The organism is Sorangium sp. So ce117 (genome assembly GCF_051524395.1).
Classification (GTDB): domain Bacteria; phylum Myxococcota_A; class Polyangia; order Polyangiales; family Polyangiaceae; genus Sorangium; species Sorangium cellulosum_B.
On record NZ_CP150309.1, the window covers coordinates 1,921,036 to 1,945,252 of the forward strand.

At 70.4% G+C, this 24,217-nt stretch carries 16 protein-coding genes; 8 read left to right on the plus strand and 8 right to left on the minus strand.

Features of this window, described 5'->3' with window-relative positions; translation table 11 throughout:
- The first annotated feature begins 152 nt into the window (after positions 1-152).
- The 8 genes from WMF46_RS07240 (at position 153) to WMF46_RS07275 (ending at position 10,202) form a co-directional block, all read left to right on the plus strand.
- Positions 153-1,028 (plus strand): STAS domain-containing protein, encoded by an 876-nt coding sequence (locus tag WMF46_RS07240; protein ID WP_437984936.1) that lies wholly within the window; start codon positions 153-155, stop codon positions 1,026-1,028.
- 800 nt (positions 1,029-1,828) lie between these two features.
- Complete coding sequence (locus tag WMF46_RS07245) at positions 1,829-3,358, plus strand: amidohydrolase family protein (RefSeq protein ID WP_437550497.1); 1,530 nt, start codon at positions 1,829-1,831, stop codon at positions 3,356-3,358.
- 79 nt (positions 3,359-3,437) lie between these two features.
- Positions 3,438-5,093: a hypothetical protein gene (locus tag WMF46_RS07250; protein WP_437984937.1), complete on the plus strand. Its 1,656-nt coding sequence runs from the start codon at positions 3,438-3,440 to the stop codon at positions 5,091-5,093.
- 161 nt (positions 5,094-5,254) lie between these two features.
- Positions 5,255-6,337: an ABC transporter substrate-binding protein gene (locus WMF46_RS07255; RefSeq protein WP_437984938.1), complete on the plus strand. Its 1,083-nt coding sequence runs from the start codon at positions 5,255-5,257 to the stop codon at positions 6,335-6,337.
- 64 nt (positions 6,338-6,401) lie between these two features.
- On the plus strand, positions 6,402-7,262 hold the full coding sequence (locus tag WMF46_RS07260) for an ABC transporter permease (protein WP_437550503.1): 861 nt from the start codon (positions 6,402-6,404) through the stop codon (positions 7,260-7,262).
- Positions 7,263-7,285: 23 nt separating this feature from the next.
- Positions 7,286-8,068, plus strand: a complete 783-nt coding sequence (locus tag WMF46_RS07265; RefSeq protein ID WP_437984939.1) for an ABC transporter permease — start codon at positions 7,286-7,288, stop codon at positions 8,066-8,068.
- 60 nt (positions 8,069-8,128) lie between these two features.
- Entirely contained in the window at positions 8,129-8,884 is a 756-nt protein-coding gene (locus WMF46_RS07270) for an ABC transporter ATP-binding protein (protein ID WP_437984940.1), read from the plus strand.
- A 154-nt stretch (positions 8,885-9,038) separates the two neighbouring features.
- Entirely contained in the window at positions 9,039-10,202 is a 1,164-nt protein-coding gene (locus WMF46_RS07275) for a sigma-54 interaction domain-containing protein (protein WP_437987866.1), read from the plus strand.
- A 109-nt stretch (positions 10,203-10,311) separates the two neighbouring features.
- On the opposite strand, the gene WMF46_RS07280 is transcribed toward WMF46_RS07275, so the two are convergent.
- From WMF46_RS07280 to WMF46_RS07315, 8 genes are all read right to left on the minus strand, one after another.
- Positions 10,312-11,304, minus strand: coding sequence for a hypothetical protein (locus WMF46_RS07280; RefSeq protein WP_437984941.1), 993 nt, complete (start codon positions 11,302-11,304; stop codon positions 10,312-10,314).
- A 334-nt stretch (positions 11,305-11,638) separates the two neighbouring features.
- On the minus strand, positions 11,639-12,097 hold the full coding sequence (locus WMF46_RS07285) for an SRPBCC family protein (RefSeq protein ID WP_437984942.1): 459 nt from the start codon (positions 12,095-12,097) through the stop codon (positions 11,639-11,641).
- 82 nt (positions 12,098-12,179) lie between these two features.
- Positions 12,180-12,983 carry a phosphatase PAP2 family protein gene (locus tag WMF46_RS07290; protein ID WP_437984943.1) on the minus strand — a complete coding sequence of 268 codons (804 nt, stop codon included), beginning with the start codon at positions 12,981-12,983 and terminating at the stop codon, positions 12,180-12,182.
- On the minus strand, positions 12,980-14,719 hold the full coding sequence (locus WMF46_RS07295) for a M16 family metallopeptidase (RefSeq protein WP_437984944.1): 1,740 nt from the start codon (positions 14,717-14,719) through the stop codon (positions 12,980-12,982). The genes WMF46_RS07290 and WMF46_RS07295 overlap by 4 nt, the downstream gene beginning before the upstream one ends.
- Positions 14,720-14,729: 10 nt before the next feature.
- Complete coding sequence (locus tag WMF46_RS07300; protein ID WP_437984945.1) at positions 14,730-16,478, minus strand: M16 family metallopeptidase; 1,749 nt, start codon at positions 16,476-16,478, stop codon at positions 14,730-14,732.
- Positions 16,479-16,577: 99 nt separating this feature from the next.
- Positions 16,578-18,980 (minus strand): lysyl oxidase family protein, encoded by a 2,403-nt coding sequence (locus WMF46_RS07305; protein ID WP_437984946.1) that lies wholly within the window; start codon positions 18,978-18,980, stop codon positions 16,578-16,580.
- Between the two features lie 145 nt (positions 18,981-19,125).
- Positions 19,126-21,042, minus strand: a complete 1,917-nt coding sequence (locus tag WMF46_RS07310; protein WP_437984947.1) for a DUF4397 domain-containing protein — start codon at positions 21,040-21,042, stop codon at positions 19,126-19,128.
- A 46-nt stretch (positions 21,043-21,088) separates the two neighbouring features.
- Positions 21,089-24,082 (minus strand): hypothetical protein, encoded by a 2,994-nt coding sequence (locus WMF46_RS07315; protein ID WP_437984948.1) that lies wholly within the window; start codon positions 24,080-24,082, stop codon positions 21,089-21,091.
- Between the last annotated feature and the right edge of the window lie 135 nt (positions 24,083-24,217).

Genomic DNA, 24,217 nt, shown 5'->3' on the forward strand with positions numbered 1-24,217 from the left:
CCACCTCGGTGCTGCCCAGCCGAGGCGCACGCTGCGACCTTGTCCCGCTCCTCGGTAGCGCACGCGTTGCGCCCGAGCGCCATGCACCGCGCTTCTTTGATATACAGGCCAGGACGGAACCGAGGGTACGGATGAACGGTGACGCGAATTACATGGCTGTCGTTGCGGAGAACCAGCAGCTGAAGCAGCGCATCCGGGAGCTGGAGGAGGCCGAGGAGGCGCGAGATCGCCTCCAGGCGGAGCTGCGCCAGAGCGAAGAGCATGCGCGCGTCTTTGTCACCTACAGCCCGGCTGCTGTGGCCATGTTCGACAAGGACATGCGCTACATCCTGGCCAGTCACCGCTGGCGGGAAGATTTCGGCATGAAGGAGAAGGACATCATCGGCCGATGTCATTACGATCTCTTCCCCGAAATCCCCGAGCACTGGAGGGAGATCCACCGGCGCTGCATCGCAGGGGCCACGGAATCGAATGATGAAGAGCCCTTCCCGCGGGCCGACGGGAGCGTCGACTGGGTGCGCTGGAAGATCTTTCCCTGGTACAAGTCGACCGGCGAGATCGGCGGGATCATGCTGTTCACGGAGGTGATCACCGACCGGAAGCGGCTCGAGGATACGCTCCGGTTGCAGGCGAAGACGCTCCTGGAGCTGTCGACGCCCATCGTGCCCATCAGCCAGGGCGTCCTCGTACTGCCGCTCGTGGGCGTGCTGGACGCGGCGCGGGCGCAGCAGATGATGGAGAACCTGCTGAGCAAGGTGGTCGAGCGGCAGGCGCGGGTGGCGATCATCGACGTCACCGGCGTGCCGCACATCGACGCGGCCTCGGCGAGCGCCCTCCTGCAGGTGGCGAGGGCGGTCCGGCTGCTCGGGGCGCAGGTCGTCCTGACGGGCATCCGGCCGGAGGTGTCCCACGCCATCGTCAGCCTCGACATCGATCTCGCCGGCGTCGTGACCCGCCGCGACCTGCAGAGCGCGATCTCGTTCGCGACCGGGATGAGCCTGGCGCCCGCGTCGCCGTCCAAGCCTTGACGCGCCTTGCCCGGGGGCTGCTGCTGGAGCAGCACCACCGCAGCACGCGTCTGCTGCTCCAGCAGCAAGGGCTCATCCGGTATAACGGATCCGTGTCTTTTGAAGCGGACATAAGCCTGGTACGCCGCATGCAGAACGCAGAACGCAACCTGCAGCGGCGCAACGAGCGTCGAGCTGCTTTCCTGACAGAGTGCGCGGCGTGCGCCGCGTGCGGCTGAGTTTCCTTCGTCGCCGGGAGGCGTCGGGGCGTTCGAGCCCTCTCTGAACTCTCCCCCGGGACGGCGCGCTGGAGCGAGCGGGCGCGGTCACAAGGCCGAGCGCATCAATGGTGCTTCCGCCCGACCTGCCCTGCTGGCCGCGGTGAAGGCTTGGTCCGCGCAGTGCAATGCGTCAGGGCGATAGTCGACCTGAAGAAAGCCATGAAAGATCCAGTGATCGCGCTCCCCGCGGTCTCATCCACCCTCGCGATCACGACCCTGACGAACGCCCTCCCGGGCGCGCCGGCCGTCGTGTGGCGTCGGGTCGCGACGCGCTCTGCGCTCGGCGCGTGGGCGCGCTCCGCGGCGTCCCCCCGGCGCTCGCAGCGGCTCACGCCCCGCCGGATCGGCGCCGACGTCGAGCGATGGACCGCCACGCGCTGTAGGGGCGCCGCGCTCGCGGCGCTCTAGCTCGAAGGCCTCTCACATTCTCAGCACAGGAGCGGGCGCCTGGTCGGCGCGCGGCCTCGTGCGCCCTGGGCGCGGCTGCCCGGCGCCGATGGCCGCCGCGCGACCGCGCGATCGCGCCATGGAGTCATCGTCATGAGCGTCTCATCCTCTCACCTCTCGCTGAAAGACGGCAAGAAGACCTCTCGCTCGCGGGTGGTGCGCGACAAGCTCGATTACCCGGTGATCGACACCGATCTGCACACGATCGAGTTCGCGCCGATCCTCGAGGATTACATCGCGAAGTACGGCGGCGCGAAGTCCGTCGACGAGTTCCGTGACGCGATCAACCGGGGCTTCGGCTACCTGAGCAACGAGTGGTACGAGCTCACGCCCGAGCAGCGCGCGGCGCAGCGCTCGGTCCGCCCGCCGTGGTGGGCGCTGCCGACGAAGAACACCCTCGATCTCGCCACGGTGTCGCTGCCCAGGCTGCTTCACGAGCGGCTCGGCGAGTCGGGGACGGACTACGCGGTTCTCTTCCCGAACGTCTCCACGTTCGCCACCCACGTCGGCAAGGAGGACCTGCGCCGGGTGCTCATCCGCGCGGTCAACGCCTATCACGCCGACGTGTACCGGCCGTACGCCGACCGCCTCACGCCTGTCGCGGCCATCCCGCTGCACACGCCGGAGGAGGGCGTCGAAGAGCTCGAGTTCGCCGTGCGCGAGCTCGGCCTCAAGGTCGCGCTCATCCCGGGCAACCTCCGGCGGCCGATCCGGTCGGTGGCCGAGAAGTACCCGTCGCGGCACCACCCGGACGTCGCGCGGCACGCGAACTGGCTCGACACGTTCGGCGTGGACAGCGAGCACAACTACGACCCGTTCTGGGCCAAGGCGGTCGAGCTCAGGACGGTGCTGACCACCCACTCGGCCGGGATGGGGTGGACCAGCCGCAGCTCGGTCTCGAGCTACATGTACAACCACATCGGCCACTTCGCCTCCGCCTCCGAGGCGCTCGCGAAGTCGCTCTTCTTCAGCGGCGTGACCCGCCGGTTCCCCGATCTCCGCGTCGGCTTCCTCGAGGGAGGGGCGGCGTGGGGCGCGACGCTGTTCGCGGATCTGGTGGGGCACTGGGAGAAGCGCAATGGCAGGGCGGTCCAGAACTACAACCCTGATCTGATCGACGCGAAGCTGCTGTACGCGCTCTACCAGCAGTACGGCGGCGAGGAGGTCGGGGCGCGGCTCGGCGACATCCACGCTGTCCTCGGCGGGGCCCTCGGCGTCTCGAACAACTCGCGGAGGCAGCCGCAGGACCCGGGCGCGCTCGACGACTTCGCGTTGGCGGGTATCGAGCGGATCGAGGACATCCGCGACAGGTACGTGCCGAACTTCTACTTCGGCTCGGAGGCGGACGACCCGACGATCGCGTACGCGTTCAACACGAAGGTCAACCCGCTCGGCGTGCAGCTCAACGCCTTCTGGGCGTCGGACAGCGGCCACTGGGACGTGCCGGATCTGACCGAGGTCCTCGCGGACACCTGGAGCCTCGTCGAGCGCGGGGCGCTCACGGAGGCGAACTTCCGCGATCTCGTGTTCACCCACCCCTACAACTTCTTTGCCGGCAAGAACCCCGGCTTCTTCGCCGGGACCGCGGTCGAGCAGAAGCTGCGGAAGAGCAAGGCGGCCTGACGTGGAGCATCGGGCGGGGCGACGGAAGCGGCCCCGCCCGAGCGTAACTGTGAATCAACGAACCCCTCTGGATCCATTCATGCGTTTGCTCGACCGCTCAAGAACCCCCATTTCATCGATCCTCGCGACGAGCCTCGTCCTTTGCGCGACGCAGGCGAGCGCGCAGAACCCGCCCGGCAGGACCCAGGGCGAGCGTCCCGCGCCTGCGCCTGCCGGCGCGGCCCCTGCGCCCGCTGGCGCGGCGCGTACGCCTGCCGCCGCGCCTCCCGCGGGCCCTGCGCCTGCCGGCGCGGCTCCTGTGCCCGCTGGCGCGGCGCGTACGCCTGCCGGCGCGGCGCCCGCTGGTGCGGCCCCTGCGCCTACTGGCGCGGCTCCTGCGCCCGCTGGCGCAGCCCCCACCGCGCCGGGCGCGGCGGCCGCCGCCCCGGGTGCTCCCGGCGCCACCCCCGGCGCGCCGGACCCCGGCGCCCCGCCCGCGGGCGACGCGACGGCGGAGGCCTTCGTCGAGCCGGATCCCAACGCCGTCACGCGGGACGACCTGCAAGGGCTCGTCACCGACCTCGAGAACTTCAAGTTCCAGTGGCAGCGAGAGCGCGATCTCCACACCGCCCTCTCGACCCGCTCCCTCCTCGTCGGCGGCGTCATCCAGGCGCGCATCGGATGGACGGAGCAGCCGGTGAACACGGCGACCTCGAACGATCGCAAGGTGACGTTCGACACGGGCGCCGCGACCCTCACGTTCAATGGCATCCTCTACAAGGACTACGAGGAAGGCCGCAACCTGACCTACTCGGTGCGCTTCGGCGCCTCGCCCCAGCAGGCGAGCAACAACAGCTTCCTCAACCTGCTGGACGCCCAGCTGGCGTACTCCGTGCTCCCCACCCTCGCCCCCGAGGACTGGGTCCTGCAGGTCACCCTGGGCCAGCAGCTCCTGCCCTTCGGGCTGGAGGTCCCCGCGAGCGAGGAGCTGAAGCCGGTGATCACCAACGCGCAGTTCACGACGAAGCTCGGGCTGAACCGGCGCGACATCGGGCTCATCGTCCGCGGCGACGTGCTGCCGCAGGTGGACTACGGCTACAACTACCGGGCGCCCCTCCTCGCCTACGCGATCGGCATCGTCAACGGGAGCGGGCCGAACACGCCCGACGACAACAGCGAGAAGGACATCATCGGCCGCCTCGCGTTCACCGTGCCGTCCGACTACAACTCCATCCTCCGCCAGATCACGCTCGGCGGGAGCGCGTACATCGGCTGGCAGAACACGTTCCTCAAGGACGAGAAGAAGACGCTGTCCGGCAAGGGCGTCAAGCGCCGCTTCGGCGGCGACATCTACTACAACCACTATCCGATCGGCGTCACCTACGAGTTCATCTACGGCCAGGACGACGTGACGCTCGGGACGACGGCGGAGGACCCCCGGAAGACGAGGCAAACCAGCCTGTCGCACGTGGCGACCTTCTTCTACAACTGGGGCGAGCAGTTCCTGAGGGGCTACCGCAACCAGGGCCGCTACGATGACTGGTGGCCGAAGACCTACCAGCCGTTCCTCCGCGTCGACCTCTTCGACCCCAGCACCGAGGTGCAAGAGAACCGGGTCGACGTCTACACGCTCGGCTTCAACGTCTTCTTCGCGGAGACGACGAAGTTCCAGCTCAACGTCAACCGCCGAGACGACCGCACGAGCACCGAGGGGGCCAAACACGAGGTCCTAGCCCAACTCCAAGGCGCCTTCTAGAGGGGGCTCACCCGCTGCGGATACGGGCCCATCTCGACGTTTTCGGTGCTCGGCGTACCGGAGTACGCCTGCGCGCCGAAAACGTCGATCTGGACCCGTCTCCTGTGCGGGAGAGCCCCCTCTGGGGGCGGTGCGTGGCAATGAAAGCAGACAGGAGATTTATGAGACGAGCTTTGGTTTTGGTGCAGATGTTGGTTGCGGTGATTTTGACGTTATCGGCGCATGTGGCGCGGGCGGAGGCGCCTAGCGTTATCCGGGTGGCATTTGCGGGGACGGGGATCGGGAACCGGCCGTTCGTCGGCGGTAGCAGCTTGAGCGTGGTGCACGCGCGGGGGCTCCTGGAGGAGGAGTTCAAGAAGGACAATATCAAGATCGAGTGGTCCTTCTTCAAGGGGGCCGGGCCCGCGGTCAACGAGGCGTACGCGAACCGGCTGCTCGACTTTGCGCTCCAGGGAGATCTGCCGTCGAGCATCGGGAGGGCAGGGGGGCTCAAGACGAAGCTCCTCGCGGGGGTGTCGACGAGGCAGCATACGTACCTCGCCGTCCCGTCGGACTCGTCGATCGCGTCGCTCGCGGACCTCAAGGGGAAGAAGGTCGCCCTCTTCAAGGGCACGAATCTGCAGCTCGCCGTCAACAAGATCCTCGCGGGCAGCGGGCTGTCGGAGCGCGATCTCCGGATCCTCAACATGGACAGCGCGACCGCGAAGGCGGCGCTGGCGACGAGGGACATCGACGCCGCCTTCGGCGGATACGACCTGCTCACGCTCCAGGATCAGGGGGTCGCCAAGATCGTCTACTCGACGAAGAACGACTCGCCGGCCTACCTGCGGCACGCCCACCTGATCGTCACCGAGGACTTCGCGAACAAATATCCCGACATCACGAGGCGCGTCGTCAAGGTCGTGGTGCAGGCCGCCCACTGGATCGCGCAGAACGAGGCCAACCCGGCGCCGATCTACCAGCTCTGGTCCAAGTCGGGGGTGCCGTACTCGAACTTCAAGGCGGACCAGACGGGCGACTCGCTCAAGGTGCGCGCGAGCCCCCTGTTCGATGAATACCTGATCTCCCGCTACAAGGCGGCCGCCGCCGACGCGAAGCGGTTCGGCCTGATCAGGAACACGTTCGACGTCGACTCCTGGATCGATCTGCGGTTCCTGAACGCGGCGCTGAAGGAGCTGAACCTCGAGGGCTACTGGCCCGAGTTCGACGTGAACGGGAAGGTCAAGCACCCCGGGAGGTCATGAGAGGAGAGCGCGCGGCGAAGGGGCCTAGCGCAGGGCGGAACGCCACGAGAGAAAGGCAACCAAGATGACGCAGCAGGGAATTCAAGAAAGCCAGACCCAGGCCGGCTACAAGCTCGCGGCGCCCGACGTGGCGCTGCCCGCGGGCGGCGCCTCCCGGCTCCTGTCGCGGAAGGTGGGCAACGTCGCCGTGGGGCTCGTCTTCCCGGCGGCGCTCCTCCTCGCGTGGAGCTACGCCTCGCAGCGCGAGCTGATCCCGGCGCAGATCCTGCCGGCGCCAGGGCTCGTCGTGCAGACGCTGACCGAGCTCGCGAGCTCGGGCGATCTGCACACGAACATCGCCATCAGCCTCGGTCGCGTCCTCGGCGGCTTCGCCGCGGGCGGCGCGGCGGGCCTCGCGCTCGGCATCGCCATGGGGCTCTCACGGCGGATCGAGGAGCACGTCCACCCGCTCTTCAAGGCGCTCGCGCAGGTCCCCGCGCTCGCGTGGCTGCCGCTCGTCATGATGGTGGCGGGGATCGGCGAGTCGCTGAAGCTGATCCTCATCGCGCAGGCGAGCCTCATCCCCGTGGCGATCAACACGTTCGAGGGCATCAAGAACGTGCCGAGATCGTACATCGAGGTGGCCCGGGTCTTCCGCTTCAGCCATGCTCAGCTGCTCCGGAAGGTCGTGCTCCCCGCCGCGGTGCCGTCCATCGCCGTCGGCGTCCGTTACGGCCTGACGCAAGCGTGGTTGTCGCTCGTCACGGTCGAGCTCCTGGCCTCGTCCGAGGGTGTCGGGTTCCTGATCGTCTGGGGCCGCCAGCTGTTCCAGCTCGACGTGGTGCTCGCGGCGATCCTCGTCGTGGGGATCGTCGGGCTCGCGCTCGACAAGGGGCTCGAGGCGATCGAGGCCCGCCTCCTCCGCTGGCGGCGCGCCGCCCTCTAACACCTCACCGAAGAACACACACGATGAGCGCCATCACCCATGCTCTGATCCAGCCGCGGCTGCGGCGCGGCCTGGTCCTGCCCGTCCTGCTGTTCGTCGCGTGGCTCGTGGTCTGCCGCTACGAGCTCGCCAACACCCGCATCCTGGTCCCGCCGCTCGCGGTCTGGAAGGCCGCGAGCGCGCTGCACGAGAGCGGCGATCTCTGGGCACACCTGCGCGCCAGCCTCGTCCGGGATCTCCTTGGGCTCGCGCTCGGGATCGTCGCGGGCGGCGCCGTCGGCGGTGTGCTCGCCGTCTCGCGCACCGCCGACAAGCTGTTCTCACCGAGCTTCCACGCGGCGAAGCAGGTCGCCCTGTTCGCGTGGATCCCGCTCATGTCGGTGTGGCTCGGCGTGGGCGAGCAGGCGAAGATCGCCTTCATCGCGCTCTCCGCCTTCTACCCGGTCGTCGTGAACACCTATGAAGGCGTGCGCAGCGTCGGTGTCGAGCACATCGAGGTGGCGCGGGTGCTCCGCCTCTCGCGGTGGCAGACCCTCCGCAAGGTCATCCTGCCGTCCGCCGCGCCGTCGCTCTTCGCGGGCGTGCACCAGGGGCTCATCTACGCGTGGCTCGGCACGCTCGGGGCCGAGTACCTGCTCGAGCCCGCGCCCGGGATCGGCAGCCTGATGGTGGACGGGCGCGAGCGCTTCGCCATGGATGTCGTGCTGGTCGGGCTGATCGTGTCCGGCCTCGTGGGCTTCGGCCTGAACGCGCTGGCCAAGGCCGCGGAAGACCGCCTGTTGCGATGGCGCGTCCGCGGCGTGTGAGCGTCGCCAACGTATTCAACCTCTGATTCCGTCTGCTTCGTCTGCTTCGAGGAGGAACTCATGGGCTCGCCTGGAGTCATCAACATTCGTGATGTCAGCAAGAAGTACGTGGTCAAGGACAAGCCCCTGGAGGTCCTCCGGGGGATCGGCCTGACCATTCACCCCGGCGAGTTCATCAGCGTCGTGGGCACGAGCGGTTGCGGCAAATCGACGCTCCTCCGGCTCCTCGTCGGGCTGGACGGCGACTACGAGGGCGACATCCTCGTCGGCGGCGCGCGCGTCCAGGGGACGAGCCTCGATCGGGGCATCGTCTTCCAGGAGCACCGGCTCTTCCCCTGGCTCACCATCGAGCAGAACGTCGCGCTCGGGCTCGAGAGCTCGGCGTGGACGCACGCCGAGAAGACCCGCGCGGTCGACGAGCACCTCGAGCTCGTGGGCCTGTCCGGGTTCAAGCGGGCATACCCGCACCAGCTGTCCGGCGGGATGGCCCAGCGGGCGGCGATCGCGCGAGGGCTGGTCAACCGGCCAGGCATCCTGCTGCTCGACGAGCCGTTCGGCGCGCTCGACGCGCTGACCCGCGCGAAGCTGCAGCAGGAGCTCCAGCGCATCTGGCAGGAGGAGAAGATCACCATGATCCTCGTCACGCACGACGTCGAGGAGGCGGTGTTCCTCGGCGATCGCGTCGTCGTGCTCGAGCCGCGGCCCGGGAGGATCAAGCACGTCGTCCCCGTCAGCGCGCCGCGCCCGAGGTCCCGCACCGATCACGAGATCAAGGCCCTCGTCGACGAGGTGCGCGGCTACCTCCTCGAGGCCTAGCGCGACGGATCGAGGCGCAGCGTGACGGAAGGCCCGAAGCCATCTGGGACAGCCGCTGGAGCCGCGCCGGAGAGAAAGATCTCTGGCGCATGGCAGGGCCATCCGTTATAATGGACGAACCATCCGCTATTATGGTGAGTGAAGCCCGATGACGATGCCATTGCTCACGCTTCCCAACACGAGCTCGCCGGCCCTTTCTGTGCGCGCCAAGGCGCTTGTCTTCGAGGATCCACGCTCGCAGGCGATCCTCGAGCGGATCCGGCAGCTCTCGCCGAGCGACGCGACGTTGCTCGTGACGGGGGAGACCGGCACGGGCAAGGAGATCGTGGCCCGTCACATCCACACGCTGAGCCACCGGCGGGGGCGGCCCTTCGTGGCGGTCAATTGCGGAGCCTGGTCGGAGTCCCTCGTCGAGAGCGAGCTGTTCGGCCACGAGAAGGGCGCCTTCACGGGGGCGACGACCTCGAAGGCCGGCTGGTTCGAGGCGGCGGACGGCGGGACGCTGTTCCTCGACGAGATCGGGGATCTGTCGCTGCCGCTCCAGGTCAAGCTGCTCCGCGTGCTGCAGGAGCGCGAGGTGGTGCGGCTCGGCTCGCGCCAGCCGATCCCGATCGACGTGCGGCTCATCGCGGCGACCAACGTGAACCTGGAGGAGGCGGTGATCGCGCGGAAGTTCCGCGAGGATCTCTTCTACCGGCTCAACGTGGCGACGCTGGCGCTCCCGCCGCTGCGCGAGCGGCCGGGCGACATCCTCCCGCTGGCGCGCTACTTCCTCGAGCTCTACGCGCACCGGCTCGGCTCGGGGCCGGTCGTGCTCACGGCGGAGGCGACGGCGCGGCTCCTCGGGCACCCGTGGCCCGGGAACATCCGGGAGCTCGAGAACGCGATGCACCACGCGCTCCTGGTCTGCAAAGGCCAGGAGATCACCCCGGCGGATCTGCGCCTCACGGCGCTCCTGCCGAAGGCCGGGGCGAGCGTTCCTCCGCCGGAGGAGGGGGCGACGGGCGCCGTGTCCCAGGTCAGGCCGACGCCGCAGGCGACGGCGCTGGAGGGCGCGTTGCTCGCGATGTTCGAGCAGAACCTGCCGAACCTGCACGAGCAGATCGAGGAGACGATCATCCGGACGGCGTACCGCTACTGCGATCGCAACCAGCTCCAGACGGCCAGGCTGCTCGGCATCAGCAGGAACATCGTGCGCGCGCGGCTCGCGCAGTTCGGGGAGCTGGCGCGCTACCGGGCGTCGCGCGGCGGGGCGGCGGCCGCTGCGTTCGGGCGAGGGGAGGCGAGCTCCGCGCCGCGCGCCCCGGGGACGACCTGAGCGAACGCTGCGTGCGCGCCAGCTCGGCTGTGCGGGGCACGCTGGCCCGGCGGGTGCGGTGAGGCGAGCGAGGCCGGCGGGGTGAGGTGAGCGAGGCCGGCGGGGCGCCTCAGGAGCGCGACGGGGAGGCCGGCGGGGGACGACCCGGCGTGCGGGGGCGAGCCCTAACGGCCGGGGCCTTCATCCCGAGGGCCTCTCGCACCGTCGTGGCCGTGGCCGCCTGCGCGATCCACCGATCGAGCTTCGCCGCGTCCGCGCAAGCCCGGATACGCGCCTCGTCGTCAGGCGAGGGGGAGAGCCCGCGTGCCCGCAGCAGCGTGAGCAGCGCGTCTTGACGGCCCTTGGCCTCACCCTCGACTCGGCCTTCGGCTCGGCCCTTGGCCTCGCCCTCGGCCCGGCCCTTCTTCCGTCCCTGTGCTTCGAGGAAGAGGCGGAGCTTCCGGGCAGCGGGTGTCTCCGGGATCTTGTCGGGATTCATCGATGCCTCTCTGAGGAGCTCCAGCATCCGCTCGCTGAGCACGGAGAGGATCGCACGCTGCTGGGCCCGTCGCAACGCGCGCGGCAGCCGCTCGGTCAGCTCGAATGCCCGCTCGACGACGGCGCGCGCCCGAGGCCCATGGCGGTGCTGCATGGCCCAGGCCGCGAAGAGCGCGAGCTCCGGGTGGCGCTCGTCGAGCAGCGCCTTGCCCTCGTCGTGGCCGAGGTGGAGCACGACCGGCTTGAGCTGGAGCAAGGTCCCGAGGCGCGTCCGCACGCACGCCACGCGCTCGGCCCAGCGGGCGACGGCGCGGCGCGCGGTGATGACGATCACGTCGCCGAGCGCGCCGGTCTGACTGAAGAGCAGGCTGGCCGCGAGGGGCCACCGGCGGCGCTTGGCCGGGTCGACGCTGCGTTGCAGCTCGACAAGGACCCAGCGGCGCCGGCCGCCATGAAGGACGAGATCGAGCCGCAGCTCCGCCGGCTTCACGAAGCGGAGCGTGGCGTCGGCGGGCTTGAGGCGTCGCGGCAGCTGCACGCCGGTGAGCTTGGAGACGAGCGCGCCGAGCAGCCCCGGCTGCTCACGCAATGCGACGATCAGGACCTCATGCGGTGTGCTCGGCACCGCGCGTGACTACGCCGAAAGGGTGGTGAGCGGCCAAGTTCTGCTCGCCTCCCGCGCCCACTCCACAGCAGCGCTCGGGGGCACGCAGAAATCCAAATGCGCGCATCGACCGGCGCGTAATCAAACAATCCGCCAACGGCGCGCCTGCCTCGCTGGACTCGCAACACAACCTGATGGATCGCGCCGCACTGGCCGCAATGGCAAATAGCCATGCTCCTTTTTCCTGCCGTCGCCGGGCGCCGCGGCATTGCGAGGAACCTGGGCCCGGCGCCTGTCCTGGCAACCAGCGGGTCGCGCGCGCGCCGTGTGGCGGACGCGGCGGTCGGCGAGCGGGCTACCGCGGCGGGGCTTCGCAGGCCCGTCGCGTCACCTCGTGGCGGTAGTCGAACATCCGCTCCAGCTTGCGCCGGACGAAGAGGCCGCCGCCGAGCCGGCCGAGCGCGCCGAACGGGAGCTCGTACTCCACGCGGTCCGTGAGGTAGCAGCCGCCCGAGCCGTCGGGGTCCATGCGGTGCGTGTGCACCCAGCGCTTGAACGGCCCGCTGCGCTGCGTGTCCTGGAACATCCGCCCCCGCTCGTACTGCGTGTGCTCCGCGACCCAGCGCAGCGGGACGGGGCCGACGCGCGTCTCCACGACCACGCGCGCGCCGACGAGGATGCCGCCCGTCTTCTCCAGCACGCGCGCGTGCTCCCAGGGAGGCGTGAGGCGCTCGAGGGCGTCAGGCTCCTCGTGGAAGGCGAAGACCCGCTCGGGGGGCGCGGCGATGCGCGTGCGCTTCTCGAAGGTGGGCATGCGCGAGCATGGATCGCCTCACGCCCCTCTTCGAGGAGCGCACGCACATCACCGCCGCTCCTGGCGGCCTCTCGACGTGGCATCAGAACGCCCACGACCAGGTGACCGCGGCGGGCTCGGGGGGCGGGCCGGGCATCACGCCGGCCGCGTACCGGGTCTCGCTCGGCTGGATCGGGTGGACGGCCGCGATCGCGAAGCCCGTCACGTGGCCCAGGATCATGCCGGCGCCGACGTCCTGCCACGAGTGCGCGCCGGCGCCGATCCGCAGCGCCATCGTCACCACCGTGGCCGCCTCGGCGAGGGCCAGCGCGCCGAGGCGCGGCGCGGCGTCGCCGGTCGTGCGCAGCGCGAGGTTCAGGCGCGCGCCCGCGATGGCGGCCACCGGGGTCGTGTGACCCGAGGGGAAGGCGTCGAAATCGAGGTCGGTCTCGCCGCACCGATCGGTCCGCCACGAGCGCGGCCGGCACCGGCCCGACAGGCGCTTGATCACGTTCGAGAGGCCGGTCGACAGCGCCACCGCCTCGACCTCGATGAGCGATGTCCTGAGCGCCCGCGCGTAGGGGCGGGGGACGCCGGCGCCCGCGAGGTAGCTGCCCTCGAGGGCGTACCCGCCGCCGAGGAGGAGCAGCGTGCCCGCCGCGGCGCCGGTGATATCGCTGGCGAGGCCGATCGCGTCGTTGCGCTCCTCGCTCGAGGCGGCGCCCCACGCGGAGCGCCGCTGGGGGAGCAGGTACGTCGCGAGCGACGCGGTGCAGGCCGCGGCGAGGGCCGCCTCGCCGCCCGGCGCGCCGAACGCCCAGTCCGGGGCCGCCGGCCCCGCCTGGGCGGCGGCGGGCGCGCTCCACGCCAGCGCGCACACGCAGGCGAGCGGCGCGGCGTACCTCACGGCTTCTTCGCTGCGGGGGGCGCGGCAGGCTGCGCGGGCGCGGCGGGCTGCGCGGGCGCCGCGGGCTTTGCAGCCTGGGGCGCGGCAGGCTGCGCGGGCGCCGCGGGCTTCGCAGCCTGGGGCGCGGCGGGCTGCGCGGGCGCCGCGGGTTTTGCAGCCTGGGGCGCGGCGGGGGCCGACAGCTTGCCGGGCGCCGCCGGCTTGCTGGCCGCCGCCGCCGGTCCGGCCGTCACGCCTGGCGCCTTCTGCACGATGACCTCACCGAGCTGCAACGCCGAGAGCTGCTCTCCGACAGCGCCGGCGTCGCCCACCAGGACGACCCGGAGCTGCTCGGGCACGAGGTACTTCTGCGCGACCCGCTGCACGTCCGCGGGCGTGATCCGCTGGAGCCTCGCCGGTCGCGTCGCGTACTCGTCGAGCGGCAGATCGTAGACCGCGAGGCCCGCGATCGTCGACGCTGTCGCGTCCGCCGTCTCGAAGCGCGCCGGCAGCTGGCGGATGAGGTTCGCCTTGGCGTCCGCGAGCTCCTCGCTCGTGACGGGCTCCCTCCGCATCCGGTCGATCTCCGCGAAGATCTCCCTCACGGCGGGGCCCGTGTTCTCCCGCACGATGGCGCCGCCCGCGGAGAACGGGCCCGCTCCGTGGCGCATGTCGAAGCCGGAGCGCGCGCCGTAGGTGTAGGCGTGCTTCTCGCGCAGGTTCAGGTTGAGCCGGCTCGAGAACTGCCCGCCGAGGAGCGTGTTCATCACGAGCAGCGCGTCGTAGTCCGCCGTCGCGCGCGGCACGCCCGGCAGCGCCACCGTCACGGTCGACTGCGTGAGCCCTGGCCGGTCGACGACGACGACGCGCGGCGCGCCCGCGGCGAGCGCCGGCGGATCGGCGGGGATCGCCGCCTTCGCGGGGGCGGGCGGCGCGGAGGCCGGGCCCTTCCAGGCGCCGAAGACCCGCTCCACCTCCTTCACCGCGTCGGCCTTCGTGATGTCCCCGGCGATGGCGACGGTCGTCAGCTCCGGCCGGAACTGCGCGGCGTGGAACTTCGCCAGGGCGCCCGCCGTGATCTTCTTCAGCGCCGCCTCGGTGCCGATCAGCGGCGCGTTGTACGGGTGGCCCTCGGGGTAGAGGACCCGGGCCTGGGCGATGGAGAGGAGCGACGCGGGGCGATCGTTCATCTCGGCGAGCTGGGTGATGCGGCGCGACCGCTCGCGCTCGATCTCCGCCGGCGCGAAGGCCGGGTTCATGTACGCGTCGCCGAGCAGCGTGAGCATCTCGCCGAACCGCGGCGTCACGCTCTGGCCCTGCACGCCGCCGCCGTCGAAGCCGACCGCGGACGAGAAGCTCGCGCCGAGCTTGCCGAGCGCGTCGCTGAGCGCGAGCGCGCTGCGGGTCTTGGTGCCCTGCATGAGCATCGCGCCCGCGAACGCGCCGACGCCCGGCTCGGCCTGATCGGCGCCGCGGACGGTCGTCACGTCCACGGCCACGATCGGCAGCTCGTGCCGCTCCACGACGAGGACGCGGATCCCGTTCGCGAGCTTCGCCTCCTCGATCTGCGGCGGCCGGAAGACCACGTCCGGCCCCGGGGAAGGCGGCGATTTGCGGAAATCGTCTGCCGCCGCGGCGGCGGGCGGCGCCGCCGCGGGGGGCTGCGCGCCGGGGGGCGCGGGGGGCGGCGTCGACGTGACCGGAGCGCAGGCGGCGAGCGCCACGGCTGCGAGCGAGGCGGAGACGGTTCGTTTCATGCGCATGGGCTCAACCCCCCTTCGGCGCGGCCGGCCCGGCCGCAGGCTTGTCGACCGCGGGCTTGTCGCCAGCGGGCTTCATGATGGCCGGCGTGGCCGCCGGCTTGTCGGTCGCCGGCCCGGCCGCGGGCTTCGCGCCCGCCGGCGGGGCCGCGGGCGCCGCGACCGCGGGCTGCACGCTCGCCGCTGCCGACGGCGCCGCAGTGGTGGGCTTCGCGGCCGCCGCGGGCGTCGCCGCCCCGCTCTGCTTCACGAGGCGCCCGGCCTTCGGAGCGCCCGCCTTCGGCGTGACGAGGGCGATCACGCGCCTGCCCTGGGGCAGGAGATCCGCTGTCGCCTTCTGCAGGTCGGCGGCGGTGGCCTTCTCGTACCTGGCCACGTCCCTCGGGAAGTACCCCGGATCGCCGGTGAGCTGGTTGTAGTTGTTGATGGCGTTCGCGCGGGCCGTCACCTGCTCCATGCTGAAGACCAGCTCCGAGAGCACCTTGGCCTGGGCCCGGTCGTGCTCGTCCTGGGTCGGCGGCGCCTTGCGCAGCCGCTCGAGCTCGGCGTCGATGAGCTTCAGGGCCTGCTCGGGCGACTTGCCCTTCTTCAGCGTCGCCGTGATCTGGAAGGTGCTGGCGAGCTGGCTCGATTGCTGGAACGCGAAGACGTCCTGCGCGATCTGGAGATCGTACACGAGCTTCTTGTAGAGGCGGCTCGTCTTGCCCGAGGCGAGGACGTTGGCGACGAGGTCGAGCTCGGCGTCGCCGGGCGCGAAGCTCGGCGGCGTCACCCAGCTGATCGTCACGCGGGGCAGCTCGACGTCCGCCTCGATGTCGAGGCGCTTCTCGGTCGCGAGGTCGCCGGGGTCGGGCTTCGTCGCCACGGGCGGCGGGGCGCCCTTCGCGATGGGGCCGAAGTACTTCTGGATGAGCTCCTTCGCCTTGTTCCGGTCGATGTCGCCCGCCACGACGAGGGTCGCGTTGTTGGGCACGTAGAACGTCCGGAAGAAGGCCTTCACGTCGTCCATATGCGCCGCGTCGAGATCCTCGGGCGTGCCGATGGTCAGCAGGTGGTAGGGGTGGCTCTCCGGGAACAGGGCCGCGCGGAGGAACTGCGGCACGAGGCCGTAGGGCGCGTTCTCGTAGTTCTGGCGGCGCTCGTTCTTCACGACGTTGCGCTGGCTCGTGAAGGTCGCGTCGTTCGCGTGGTCGAGCAGCCACCCCATCCGGTCGCTCTCCAGCCAGAGCACCAGCGCGAGCTCGTTGGCGGGGACGGTCTCGAAGTAGTTGGTGCGGTCGCTGTTCGTCGTCCCGTTGCGTTCGCTCGCGCCGGCCCGCTCCAGGTACTTGAAGAACATGTCCTCGCCCACGTGCTTCGAGCCCTGGAACATGACGTGCTCGAACAGGTGCGCGAAGCCGTTCTTCCCCCGCGGCTCGTCCTTGGAGCCGACGTGGTACCAGACGTTGACGGCCACGACGGGCGTGCGGTGATCCTCGTGCAGGACCACCTCGAGCCCGTTCTCCAGCGTGTACTTCTCGACGGGGATCGCGACGCTCACGCTGGTCGCCGCCGCCGCGGGCTGCGCCTTCGTCGCGACCGGCGCCGCCGCGGGCGTGGGCTTGGCCGCAGGTTGAGCCGCCGCAGGCTGCGCCGGCGCTGCGGCCGGGGGCGCGGCATAGGCGGGCAACGTCAGGCCGAGCGCGGCGACGAGCGCGCTGGACAGGGACGAGAGCGCCCGGAGGCGCGTCCGTTCGGACCGATGGTGGGCTCGCATGAGCGCGGTTTTAGCGCAGATTGCCCGAGGTCGAGCGCAAACTTCGCTCGTGGAATGGGGGCGCGGCGCTGTGTGTTCACGCCCCGCGGCGCGCCCCTGTCACTGGAATGGCGTGACGAAGATCTGGTACGGCCCGAAATCCACCGGAGTACGCCCCTTCACGGTGATGGCGCCGAGGCTCCCTCCCGGTCGTGCCCCGTAAATCCGGGAGTTCACGCCCTCCCTCTCGCCCGCGCATGCGCTGAGCGGGCCGAAGCACTCGATATTGATGGGATTGCATGCGTCGTCCGCGGTCTTGATCGTCATCGGGAAGTCGGTCAGGCCGCACGAGGACACCACGGTGGACATCCCCGGGCAGACGGGGACATAGAACGTCTGCTCAGGGCTGCTCGCGCCGCACAGGGAGCTGGGAGGGATCGGCGCCCCGGTGGTGTCGCCGCTGATGAGGCCGCTGCCCGAGATGACCCCGGCCCTCTCGCCGAGGCACGACGCGCGCTGGAACCTGAGGCGGACCGTGCCGAGCGCCTCGGGGTGCGCGGCCTTGACCACGACCGTGTACGTCCCGGCCCGGAGCCTGGCCGCGAAGTGCGCGCCCGGCGCGGCGTCGCCGCAGCTTCTGGCCGCGCAGCCGACGGGGGGGCCGCCGCACCCGTCGCCCTCGAGCACCGCGAGCGCCGTGTCGACGTCCGACGCCAGGGTGCCGAGGTACACGACCTCGTCGGACGGGAGCGTGAACCGGAAGAACACCTCGCCGCCGCTCCCGCCGCATGGCAGCGCGACGTAGGAGGTGTTCCCGGCCGTGATCTCCGCCGCGTAATCCATCGAGCCCGCCAGCTCCCCCGGCGTCTCGCAGCTGTCGGCGCCCGGGATCGGCGCGCAGCCGTCGTCCGGGACGCCGTTGCAGTTCTCGTCGACCGCGTTGCCGCACACCTCGGGCACCGGGGAGGCGCACCCCTCGCCCTCGCAGCCGTCGTCGGGGAGCCCATCGCAGTCCTGGTCCACCGCGTCCCCGCAGATCTCCGGCTCGGGCTCGCAGGGCGCGAACGCCGGGACGTGGACGGGCACCTCGACCAAGTTGTTCTCGATCGCTTGCTCGGCGATCGCGCCGATGGGGTTGACGGTGACGCGGAGGGTGTAGTCCCCCTCGGGCACGTCCGTCACGTCGACCCACTGGCATGGCGTGCCGACGTCGTAGGTGTCGGCCCAGCCCGCGCTCAGGAAGTTGCACCCCATGCCTCCCGAGGTCGGGTAGCCCCGCGGCGCGGGGGACGAAGGATCGAGGGGCTCCATGTCGACGAGGCAAAACGCCTGCTTGTGCCCCAGGGAGACGACCTCGCCCTCCGCGTCCACCAGCCTGTAATCGGTGAAGTCCAGGAAATGAAAGTGCTGGTGGCACTGCGCATACTCGAAGAGCGGGCTGTTGAACTCGGGGCCGGGGTCGAGGTGGCCGGGCCCTGCGTTCTCGACGCGCCCCTCGAACTCGAGGAGATGCCGCCGGCCCGGGCCGCCGATGCACCTTTCCATGAGCTCGCAGGCGTCTCTGGGGAACGTCTGGTACGAGAACCGGATCGTGTCGACGATGCGCTGCCTGTTCGGGCGCAGGTCGGGCACGATGCAGACGCCGGCCTCGCACGCGTGGCCGCTGGGACAGCACGCGCCGCCGCAGATGGCGCCGTCGCAGGCGGGGTAATCGACCGGGAGGACGATCGTGTTGTTGTCGAAGCGCGCCTCGGCGACGGTCCTGTTCGGGTTCACGGTGATCTCGAGCTCGTAGAGCCCGGCCGGGACGCCGGTCACGTCGAGGGCGTTGCACGCCACGGTGCCGGGCTGCTCGACGTGCTCTCCCGGGCCGAGGCCCTGCGCGTTGCAGCCGTACTGGCCGCCTGGCATCGCGACGCAGCGCGCGTCGAGCTCGGCCTCGGCGACAACCGCGCCGCCCTGGCCGAGGCGCGCGCGGAAGAAGCGGGGGACGACGTAGCTGTCCTCGCAGAAGTTCGGCTCGAAGACGTCGCTCTCCGAGGGCGCGCCGAGGTCGAGCGGAACGTCGCCGGCGTTCGCGAGCGAGACGTGGAAGCGCATGAGCGCCCGCCGGCCGCTCGCGCCGAAGCACCCATGCAGCAGCTCGCACGCGTCCTCGTCCACGCGGACCGTGGCGAACGTGACGGGCTCTCCCTGCTCCGGGGGGCCGAGCACGAGGTCCGCCGCCTCGCAGCTGCCGCGCGCGCACGTGGCGCCGGGGCTGCAGCACACCGCGTCGCCGCACGCGCGCGCCTCGTCGCACGCGGCGGCGCAGCCCGACGGCTTGCCCGCGGCGTCGATCTGACACCGCGCGCCCCCGGGACACACGATGTCCGAGCCGGGGCAACGGATGCTCCCGGACACACCGCCGCCGCTCCCGCCGCCTCCCGTGCCCGAGGGCGGCTCGGTCGGCCCGTCGTCGCCGCACGCGGCGGCCGCCAGGAGCCATGAGCCCATCAACAGCGCTTCGACGACGTTCTTCATGTGCACCCTGGTCAGCAGTAGCAGACGAGCCGCGCGGGCCGGAAGCCGTGTGCCGCTCCGGCAGGCCGCCAGGCAAGCTGCGTATCGTAAGGGTGCGCGCAGGGAGGATCAGTAGGGTCGAGCGGGGGCGCAGGATTTCGACCGGTCAGGGAGTCGGCAACACCACGGGAATGACCGAGGAGGTGATGCCGATGTTTCTCATGAACATGAGCCGCGCGGCGCTCGCTGGGTCGGATGAGCGCCAGTCTCCCACGAGGATAGCGGCAAACCAGGTCGTTGGCAGGCTTCTCGCAGCGCTCCGGATGGCGTCGGCCGATCCGACCGGTCGAACTCCTAACCATTGCTGGCCTGCGGCGCTCGGCGCCGCGAAATCGACGCCTGTGCTGGCGCTGGCCGACGCGTACGCGACGTCCGTGAGCACGGGTGTAAACGTATCACCCCGGGTCCCATCAGCATTGACCGACCAGTGGCCGAGATCCACCGAGGGCGCTGCCGCCGAGGCGTTGATCAACATGACGCGCGTGGTGGTGAACGTCCCGGGCAGGTTTGGCTGAACCCTCCACAGCTTGAGCCGGAGCGCGTTATCGCCCGTCTCTCCGGTGATGCCGAGGAGACCTCCCAGGTAGATCGAGCCGGGCTCCAGCGGGCCCGTCGGCTGAGCGCCGACCACCAGGGTGTCATCCGAGCCTCCGGAGCCGGGCGCGACGACGGAGAGCGTCGACTCACCCGGCGGCAGATCGGTGTATGTCGGCGCCTGCGCATACCTCAGGTTGATGGCGATCCTCTCCGTGCCCGAGTACACCTGGAGGGGCGACGGCGTGGGCGGCGGCGATGCGTGGAAGAAATAGACGAGCGGATCCCGGTTGATGAACACGGCAGGCGAGTCGTCCCCCGCCGGGACGACGAGCAACCCGTGTGCGCGCGCATCGGCGACGACGCGGGTTGGCTCCCCGGTCTCGATGACGAAGTACGATCGCCCACCGACGAGCGATCCCGCAGAGAGCGAGAACGGCGCCTGACCCGTCGGACCGAAGTCGCTCGACGCGGTGACCGTGATCGACCGGGCTGACAGGGGCACGAGCAGGCCTTCTGGAGCGCTGGCGGTGAGCCCGTCGAGCGCCGCTGCGGCCGTAGCGCTCCGGTCGATGTAGAACGACTTCGGAGCCCCCCAGCTGGAGTCGGCGTTCACGAAGCGCAGGGCGGCCTCGCTGCATGAAGGCGTCGTGAACTTCTCTTCTGCGATGAGAAGCTGCGGCGCCGTCGGGCTGGTAGTGCCCAGGATTCCGACGGCCACGATCGTGTAGCGCGTCCCAGGGGCAACCGTCAGCGGATCCGCCGAGATCGCGAGCGCGTCGCCTGCGCCACCGCTGGTTCCGTCATCACTTCGTGCCGAGAAGGTGATCGCGCCCGCCGTGACTTTGGCGTACCTCGTGACGGACGCGGCAACCCTGCTGGGCGACACTGCCTCTATGTCCGGTACCGGCGCCCCGTTCACGTAGAGGCGGAGCGCAGGCGGGTCGTCGAGCCCCACCGGGGAGTTCGTGCGATTCGGCAGAAGGGCATTGATGAACCGGACCTTGGGTTCTGGGTCGGTGTCCGGCGGCAGGCCACACTCCTCCGGATCGCCGCCACCCGTGCCGCTGCCGCTGCCCGCGCCGCCCGTTCCGCCCGCGCCGCCCGTTCCGCCCGCGCCGCTGCTGCCGCCCGTGCCGCCGCTGCCGCCCGTGCCGCTGCCGCTGCCCGTGCCGCCGCTGCCGCCCGTGCCGCCGCTGCCGCCCGTGCCGCCGCTGCCGCCCGTGCCGCTGCCGCTGCCCGTGCCGCCGCTGCCGCCCGTGCCGTTGCTGCCGCCCGTGCCGCCGCTGCCGCCCGTGCCGCCGCTGCCGCCCGTGCCGCCGCCGCCGTCAGAGCTACCACCCGACGACGTGCTGGCGCTGGCGCTCGTGGTCCCACCTCCGCCTTGCCCCGACTGTGATGAGGTATCGTCGTCCCCGCAAGCGCTCGTGAAGATCGAAAGCCCGGCCAGCGCACCTACCATGATCAGCCATCGTTGACGCATCTTCATCGTAACACATCTCCGTACAGCGCGTCGCACGCGCCAGAACGATTCACTACCTCGGGAACTTCAGCTCGCAGGCGTCACGCGGAACCGCGATGACTCCCTTCGTCAGCTCGTCACGCATGTAGATGTAGGCCATCACGCCGGCGTTGAAGACCGCTCTCCGGAGCCATGCATCGACCTCCGGCGAGCTCGCATCCGCGGTGCGGAGCTCCTCCGTGAGAGGGTTCCTGAGCGTGCACACGTCCCTCCACATGGGCACGCCGAACTCCGGAGCCACGGCGCTGCCCACGATGAGACTCCAATCTCCGCTCGTGGACGCGGCGTCGTAAGCGGCTCCGAACCCATGAGCATCGGTGCGGATCTCATCGCAGGCGGCGCGCGCAACGCCGAGCATGTTCGCCTTCGATCTTTTGAATGCGGCCTTCGCGGTCTCCGGATCGAGCGGGATCGGCACCGCGGCCACGATCCGATTGTCGACGAAGACGTTGAAGAAGGTCCTCTCCTCCTCCGTGGTACGGCCGAACGAGACGGTGGTGCCCCCGGTCGCCATCCAGACGAGGTACTTCGCCGCCCCGCCGGGGCCGAGGTCGTCCTCCCCCGCGTCGGGCCCATGGAACGTGGCGAGGTTCTCGTTGGGTGCCCAGCGCGGGCCGAAGAGCCCGTCCACGAAGCTCGCCACCCTCGCCCCGGAGGTCGCGCGGAGCGCCCTGGCCGCGCCGGTCTGGGCGTCTCCGTAAATCCCATGGCAGTTCGCGCAGATACCGGCGTAGATATGCTCCCCCGGGTTGGCCCGGTAGATCGCGCTCCACGGCTGGCGCGGCCTCCCGGTCCCCGGATTGATCATCCACTGCTCCACCGGTTCGGGCTCTGGCGCGTCGCCCGGAAACGCGCAGCGTGGGATGAAGAACCCCTGAGCGTAGACATTCTTCGCCAGCGCCTCGTGCTCGCTCGTCACCTCCTCCGCGCGGATCCAGTCGTCGAGCTTCGTCTTCCAGTCGATGTTGCGAGGGACGTAGGGATAGCGCTCGGTCGTGTCCTCGAGCACCCACCCGAGTTCGTGATGCTGCTCGCAGTCGTGAAGGGCGCGCGCCTCCGCGGCGTCCGCCGCGCGCATGGCGAGCTCGATCGCCTCCGGATCCCCCGGCGCCTCCCGTCCCCCGCGCTCGTAATCGCGCGGCACCGACGCCCACCAGCGCGCCACGAGGACCGGCAGGCGGCAGTCCACAGACGCCGTGTGCATCGGCATGTGGAGGTTGAAGAATGCGCTTACCTCCTCGTTGTCCACGGGCAAGCCGAACGCACGGGGAGTCCACGCTCCCGTGGGCAGGACGACGCGACGGTAGATGCCTCCGGCCGGGATGGAGTTCTGGATGACGAGCTCATCGAAGGACGCGGGCACACCAGGAAAGTAGAGCCGCCCGTCCGAGCCCACGGTATCCATGTTGAACCCGAACATGCTCCCGCCAGGCGACATATCCAGGCCTCGCAGCGTCGCCTTGCTCGCCACCGCATAGCCGCGCGGGTTATGGCAATGGGCGCAGTTGCCCGCCATGTAGGCCTGCATGTTCAGCTCGTCGGCGTTGCGTGGCCGGCGGGGAAGCGCAGACTCCTCCAGCCTGGGGAAGTCGTCGGGCGTGAGGGTCGCCGACGTGCCGCGCACGACACCGTACGCGAGGAGACGCTCGAGCTGATTGAGCTCGTCGGCTAGCACGTCCGGCGTGTAGACGCCGCCTTCCCCTCTGGGTCGCTTGTGGAGCTGGAAGGGCGTGACGCCGAGGACGAAGCTCTCGCTCTCCGAGCCCGAGTGGCACGCCACGCATCGCGTCGCGCCGGGCACGGCGTAGCTCTGCAGCGCGCCGGTGGTCTCGTCGGCCGTGTAAGGGCGGACGTAGTCGGGGAACGGCTCGCCGTTCAGGTAGAGCTCCCTGCTGTCCGGTGACGCCGGATCGAGCCCGGTCCCGAGGAGCTTCGCGCTCGTCTCCTCCGCGTTCCACACGTACGTGCCGAAGATCGCGTCCTCGGCCTGCTCGCGCGTCACGATGATGCGCGTCTCCATCTTGCGGTATCGCGTGACGCCGTCGGGCTCGACCACGGTCCTGAAGAACGTCTTGTAGAAGCGGGTGTTCGGGGGGATGCGGAGGCTCTCCGCGTCTGGGTCGTACGTGATGGCCTGCCCCGCCGGGACGTGCACGAAGCGCAGCTTCGCCGCGTCGTCCGACCAGAGAGGGTAGGTCGGCGCGTAGGCGAGCGTGCCCCTGCGCGCGAGCACCTCGGCGTCCAGCGAGACGAAATCGGTCTCCGAGAGCTTGACCGGGAGGTCCTCGAACGATCGCATCGCAGCGAAGCGCTCGTCCACCTCCTCGTCTCGACCGACGATCTCGGCGTCGGGGATGCAGTTCCCGAGCTCGGTCAGCGCATCGCCGATCTCGCGCGGGGTCACGAAGTCTCCGTCCGGATCGACCTCGATGTCACCCTTCGGGAGGACGTACGTGCCGACGGGGCACCCCTGCTCGATCCACGCCTGCAGCCGCCGGCCGAGCGCCTCTTGCCCGCCGATCTTGTAGGGCATTTCCCCGCTGAGCATGACGTCAACGGGCGTCTTGCCGCTCTTGCCGCGCGCATTGCACAGGTTCTCCGGGGTGCCCGTGTAGGAGAAATCTCCTTGCTCTGCCGGGGCCTTGTGGCAGTTGCCACATTGAATCTCGATCTCCCCCGAAAGGTTGCTGAAGGTATCGAGGGCATCTTCGACCGTCGCCGAGTGGCGCTGAGGGATCTGTTCGTGAGATCGGGCCGGGGTGCATGGACGCGGCTGCGTGCCCCCTCCGTCACCGCCGCTGCCACCGGTACCGCCGCTGCCGCCGCTGCCGCCGCTGCCGCCGCTGCCGCCGCTGCCGCCGGTACCGCCGCTGCCGCCGCTGCCGCCGCCGTCACCACCGCTGGTAGCGCCCCCGCCGCTCGTGCCCTCCGGGGGCGAGATTTCATTGGTGTCGTCACCTCCGCAGCTGTACCCGGCCACGGACACGACCCCGAGCAACAGCACCATCGACCTCATCGTCACCCAACGCCGACCTTGACGCATCGTTGCCAGCTCCCCGGGCTCGCAGCGGCGAACCCCCTACCGTCGCGGCGGGCGAAATGCCACCGGTGAGCTTCGGGGACAACCGTGAATGCTGGCTGT

Excerpts from the sequence above, each read along its gene's own strand:
- WMF46_RS07240 (WP_437984936.1), top strand. The coding sequence starts at position 153 with ATGGCTGTCGTTGCGGAGAACCAGCAGCTGAAGCAGCGCATCCGGGAG.
- WMF46_RS07245 (WP_437550497.1), top strand. The coding sequence starts at position 1,829 with ATGAGCGTCTCATCCTCTCACCTCTCGCTGAAAGACGGCAAGAAGACC.
- WMF46_RS07250 (WP_437984937.1), top strand. The coding sequence starts at position 3,438 with ATGCGTTTGCTCGACCGCTCAAGAACCCCCATTTCATCGATCCTCGCG.
- WMF46_RS07255 (WP_437984938.1), top strand. The coding sequence starts at position 5,255 with ATGAGACGAGCTTTGGTTTTGGTGCAGATGTTGGTTGCGGTGATTTTG.
- WMF46_RS07260 (WP_437550503.1), top strand. The coding sequence starts at position 6,402 with ATGACGCAGCAGGGAATTCAAGAAAGCCAGACCCAGGCCGGCTACAAG.
- WMF46_RS07265 (WP_437984939.1), top strand. The coding sequence starts at position 7,286 with ATGAGCGCCATCACCCATGCTCTGATCCAGCCGCGGCTGCGGCGCGGC.
- WMF46_RS07270 (WP_437984940.1), top strand. The coding sequence starts at position 8,129 with ATGGGCTCGCCTGGAGTCATCAACATTCGTGATGTCAGCAAGAAGTAC.
- WMF46_RS07275 (WP_437987866.1), top strand. The coding sequence starts at position 9,039 with ATGCCATTGCTCACGCTTCCCAACACGAGCTCGCCGGCCCTTTCTGTG.
- WMF46_RS07285 (WP_437984942.1), bottom strand. The coding sequence starts at position 12,097 with ATGCCCACCTTCGAGAAGCGCACGCGCATCGCCGCGCCCCCCGAGCGG.
- WMF46_RS07295 (WP_437984944.1), bottom strand. The coding sequence starts at position 14,719 with ATGAAACGAACCGTCTCCGCCTCGCTCGCAGCCGTGGCGCTCGCCGCC.
- WMF46_RS07300 (WP_437984945.1), bottom strand. The coding sequence starts at position 16,478 with ATGCGAGCCCACCATCGGTCCGAACGGACGCGCCTCCGGGCGCTCTCG.
- WMF46_RS07305 (WP_437984946.1), bottom strand. The coding sequence starts at position 18,980 with ATGAAGAACGTCGTCGAAGCGCTGTTGATGGGCTCATGGCTCCTGGCG.
- WMF46_RS07310 (WP_437984947.1), bottom strand. The coding sequence starts at position 21,042 with ATGAAGATGCGTCAACGATGGCTGATCATGGTAGGTGCGCTGGCCGGG.
- WMF46_RS07315 (WP_437984948.1), bottom strand. The coding sequence starts at position 24,082 with ATGGTGCTGTTGCTCGGGGTCGTGTCCGTGGCCGGGTACAGCTGCGGA.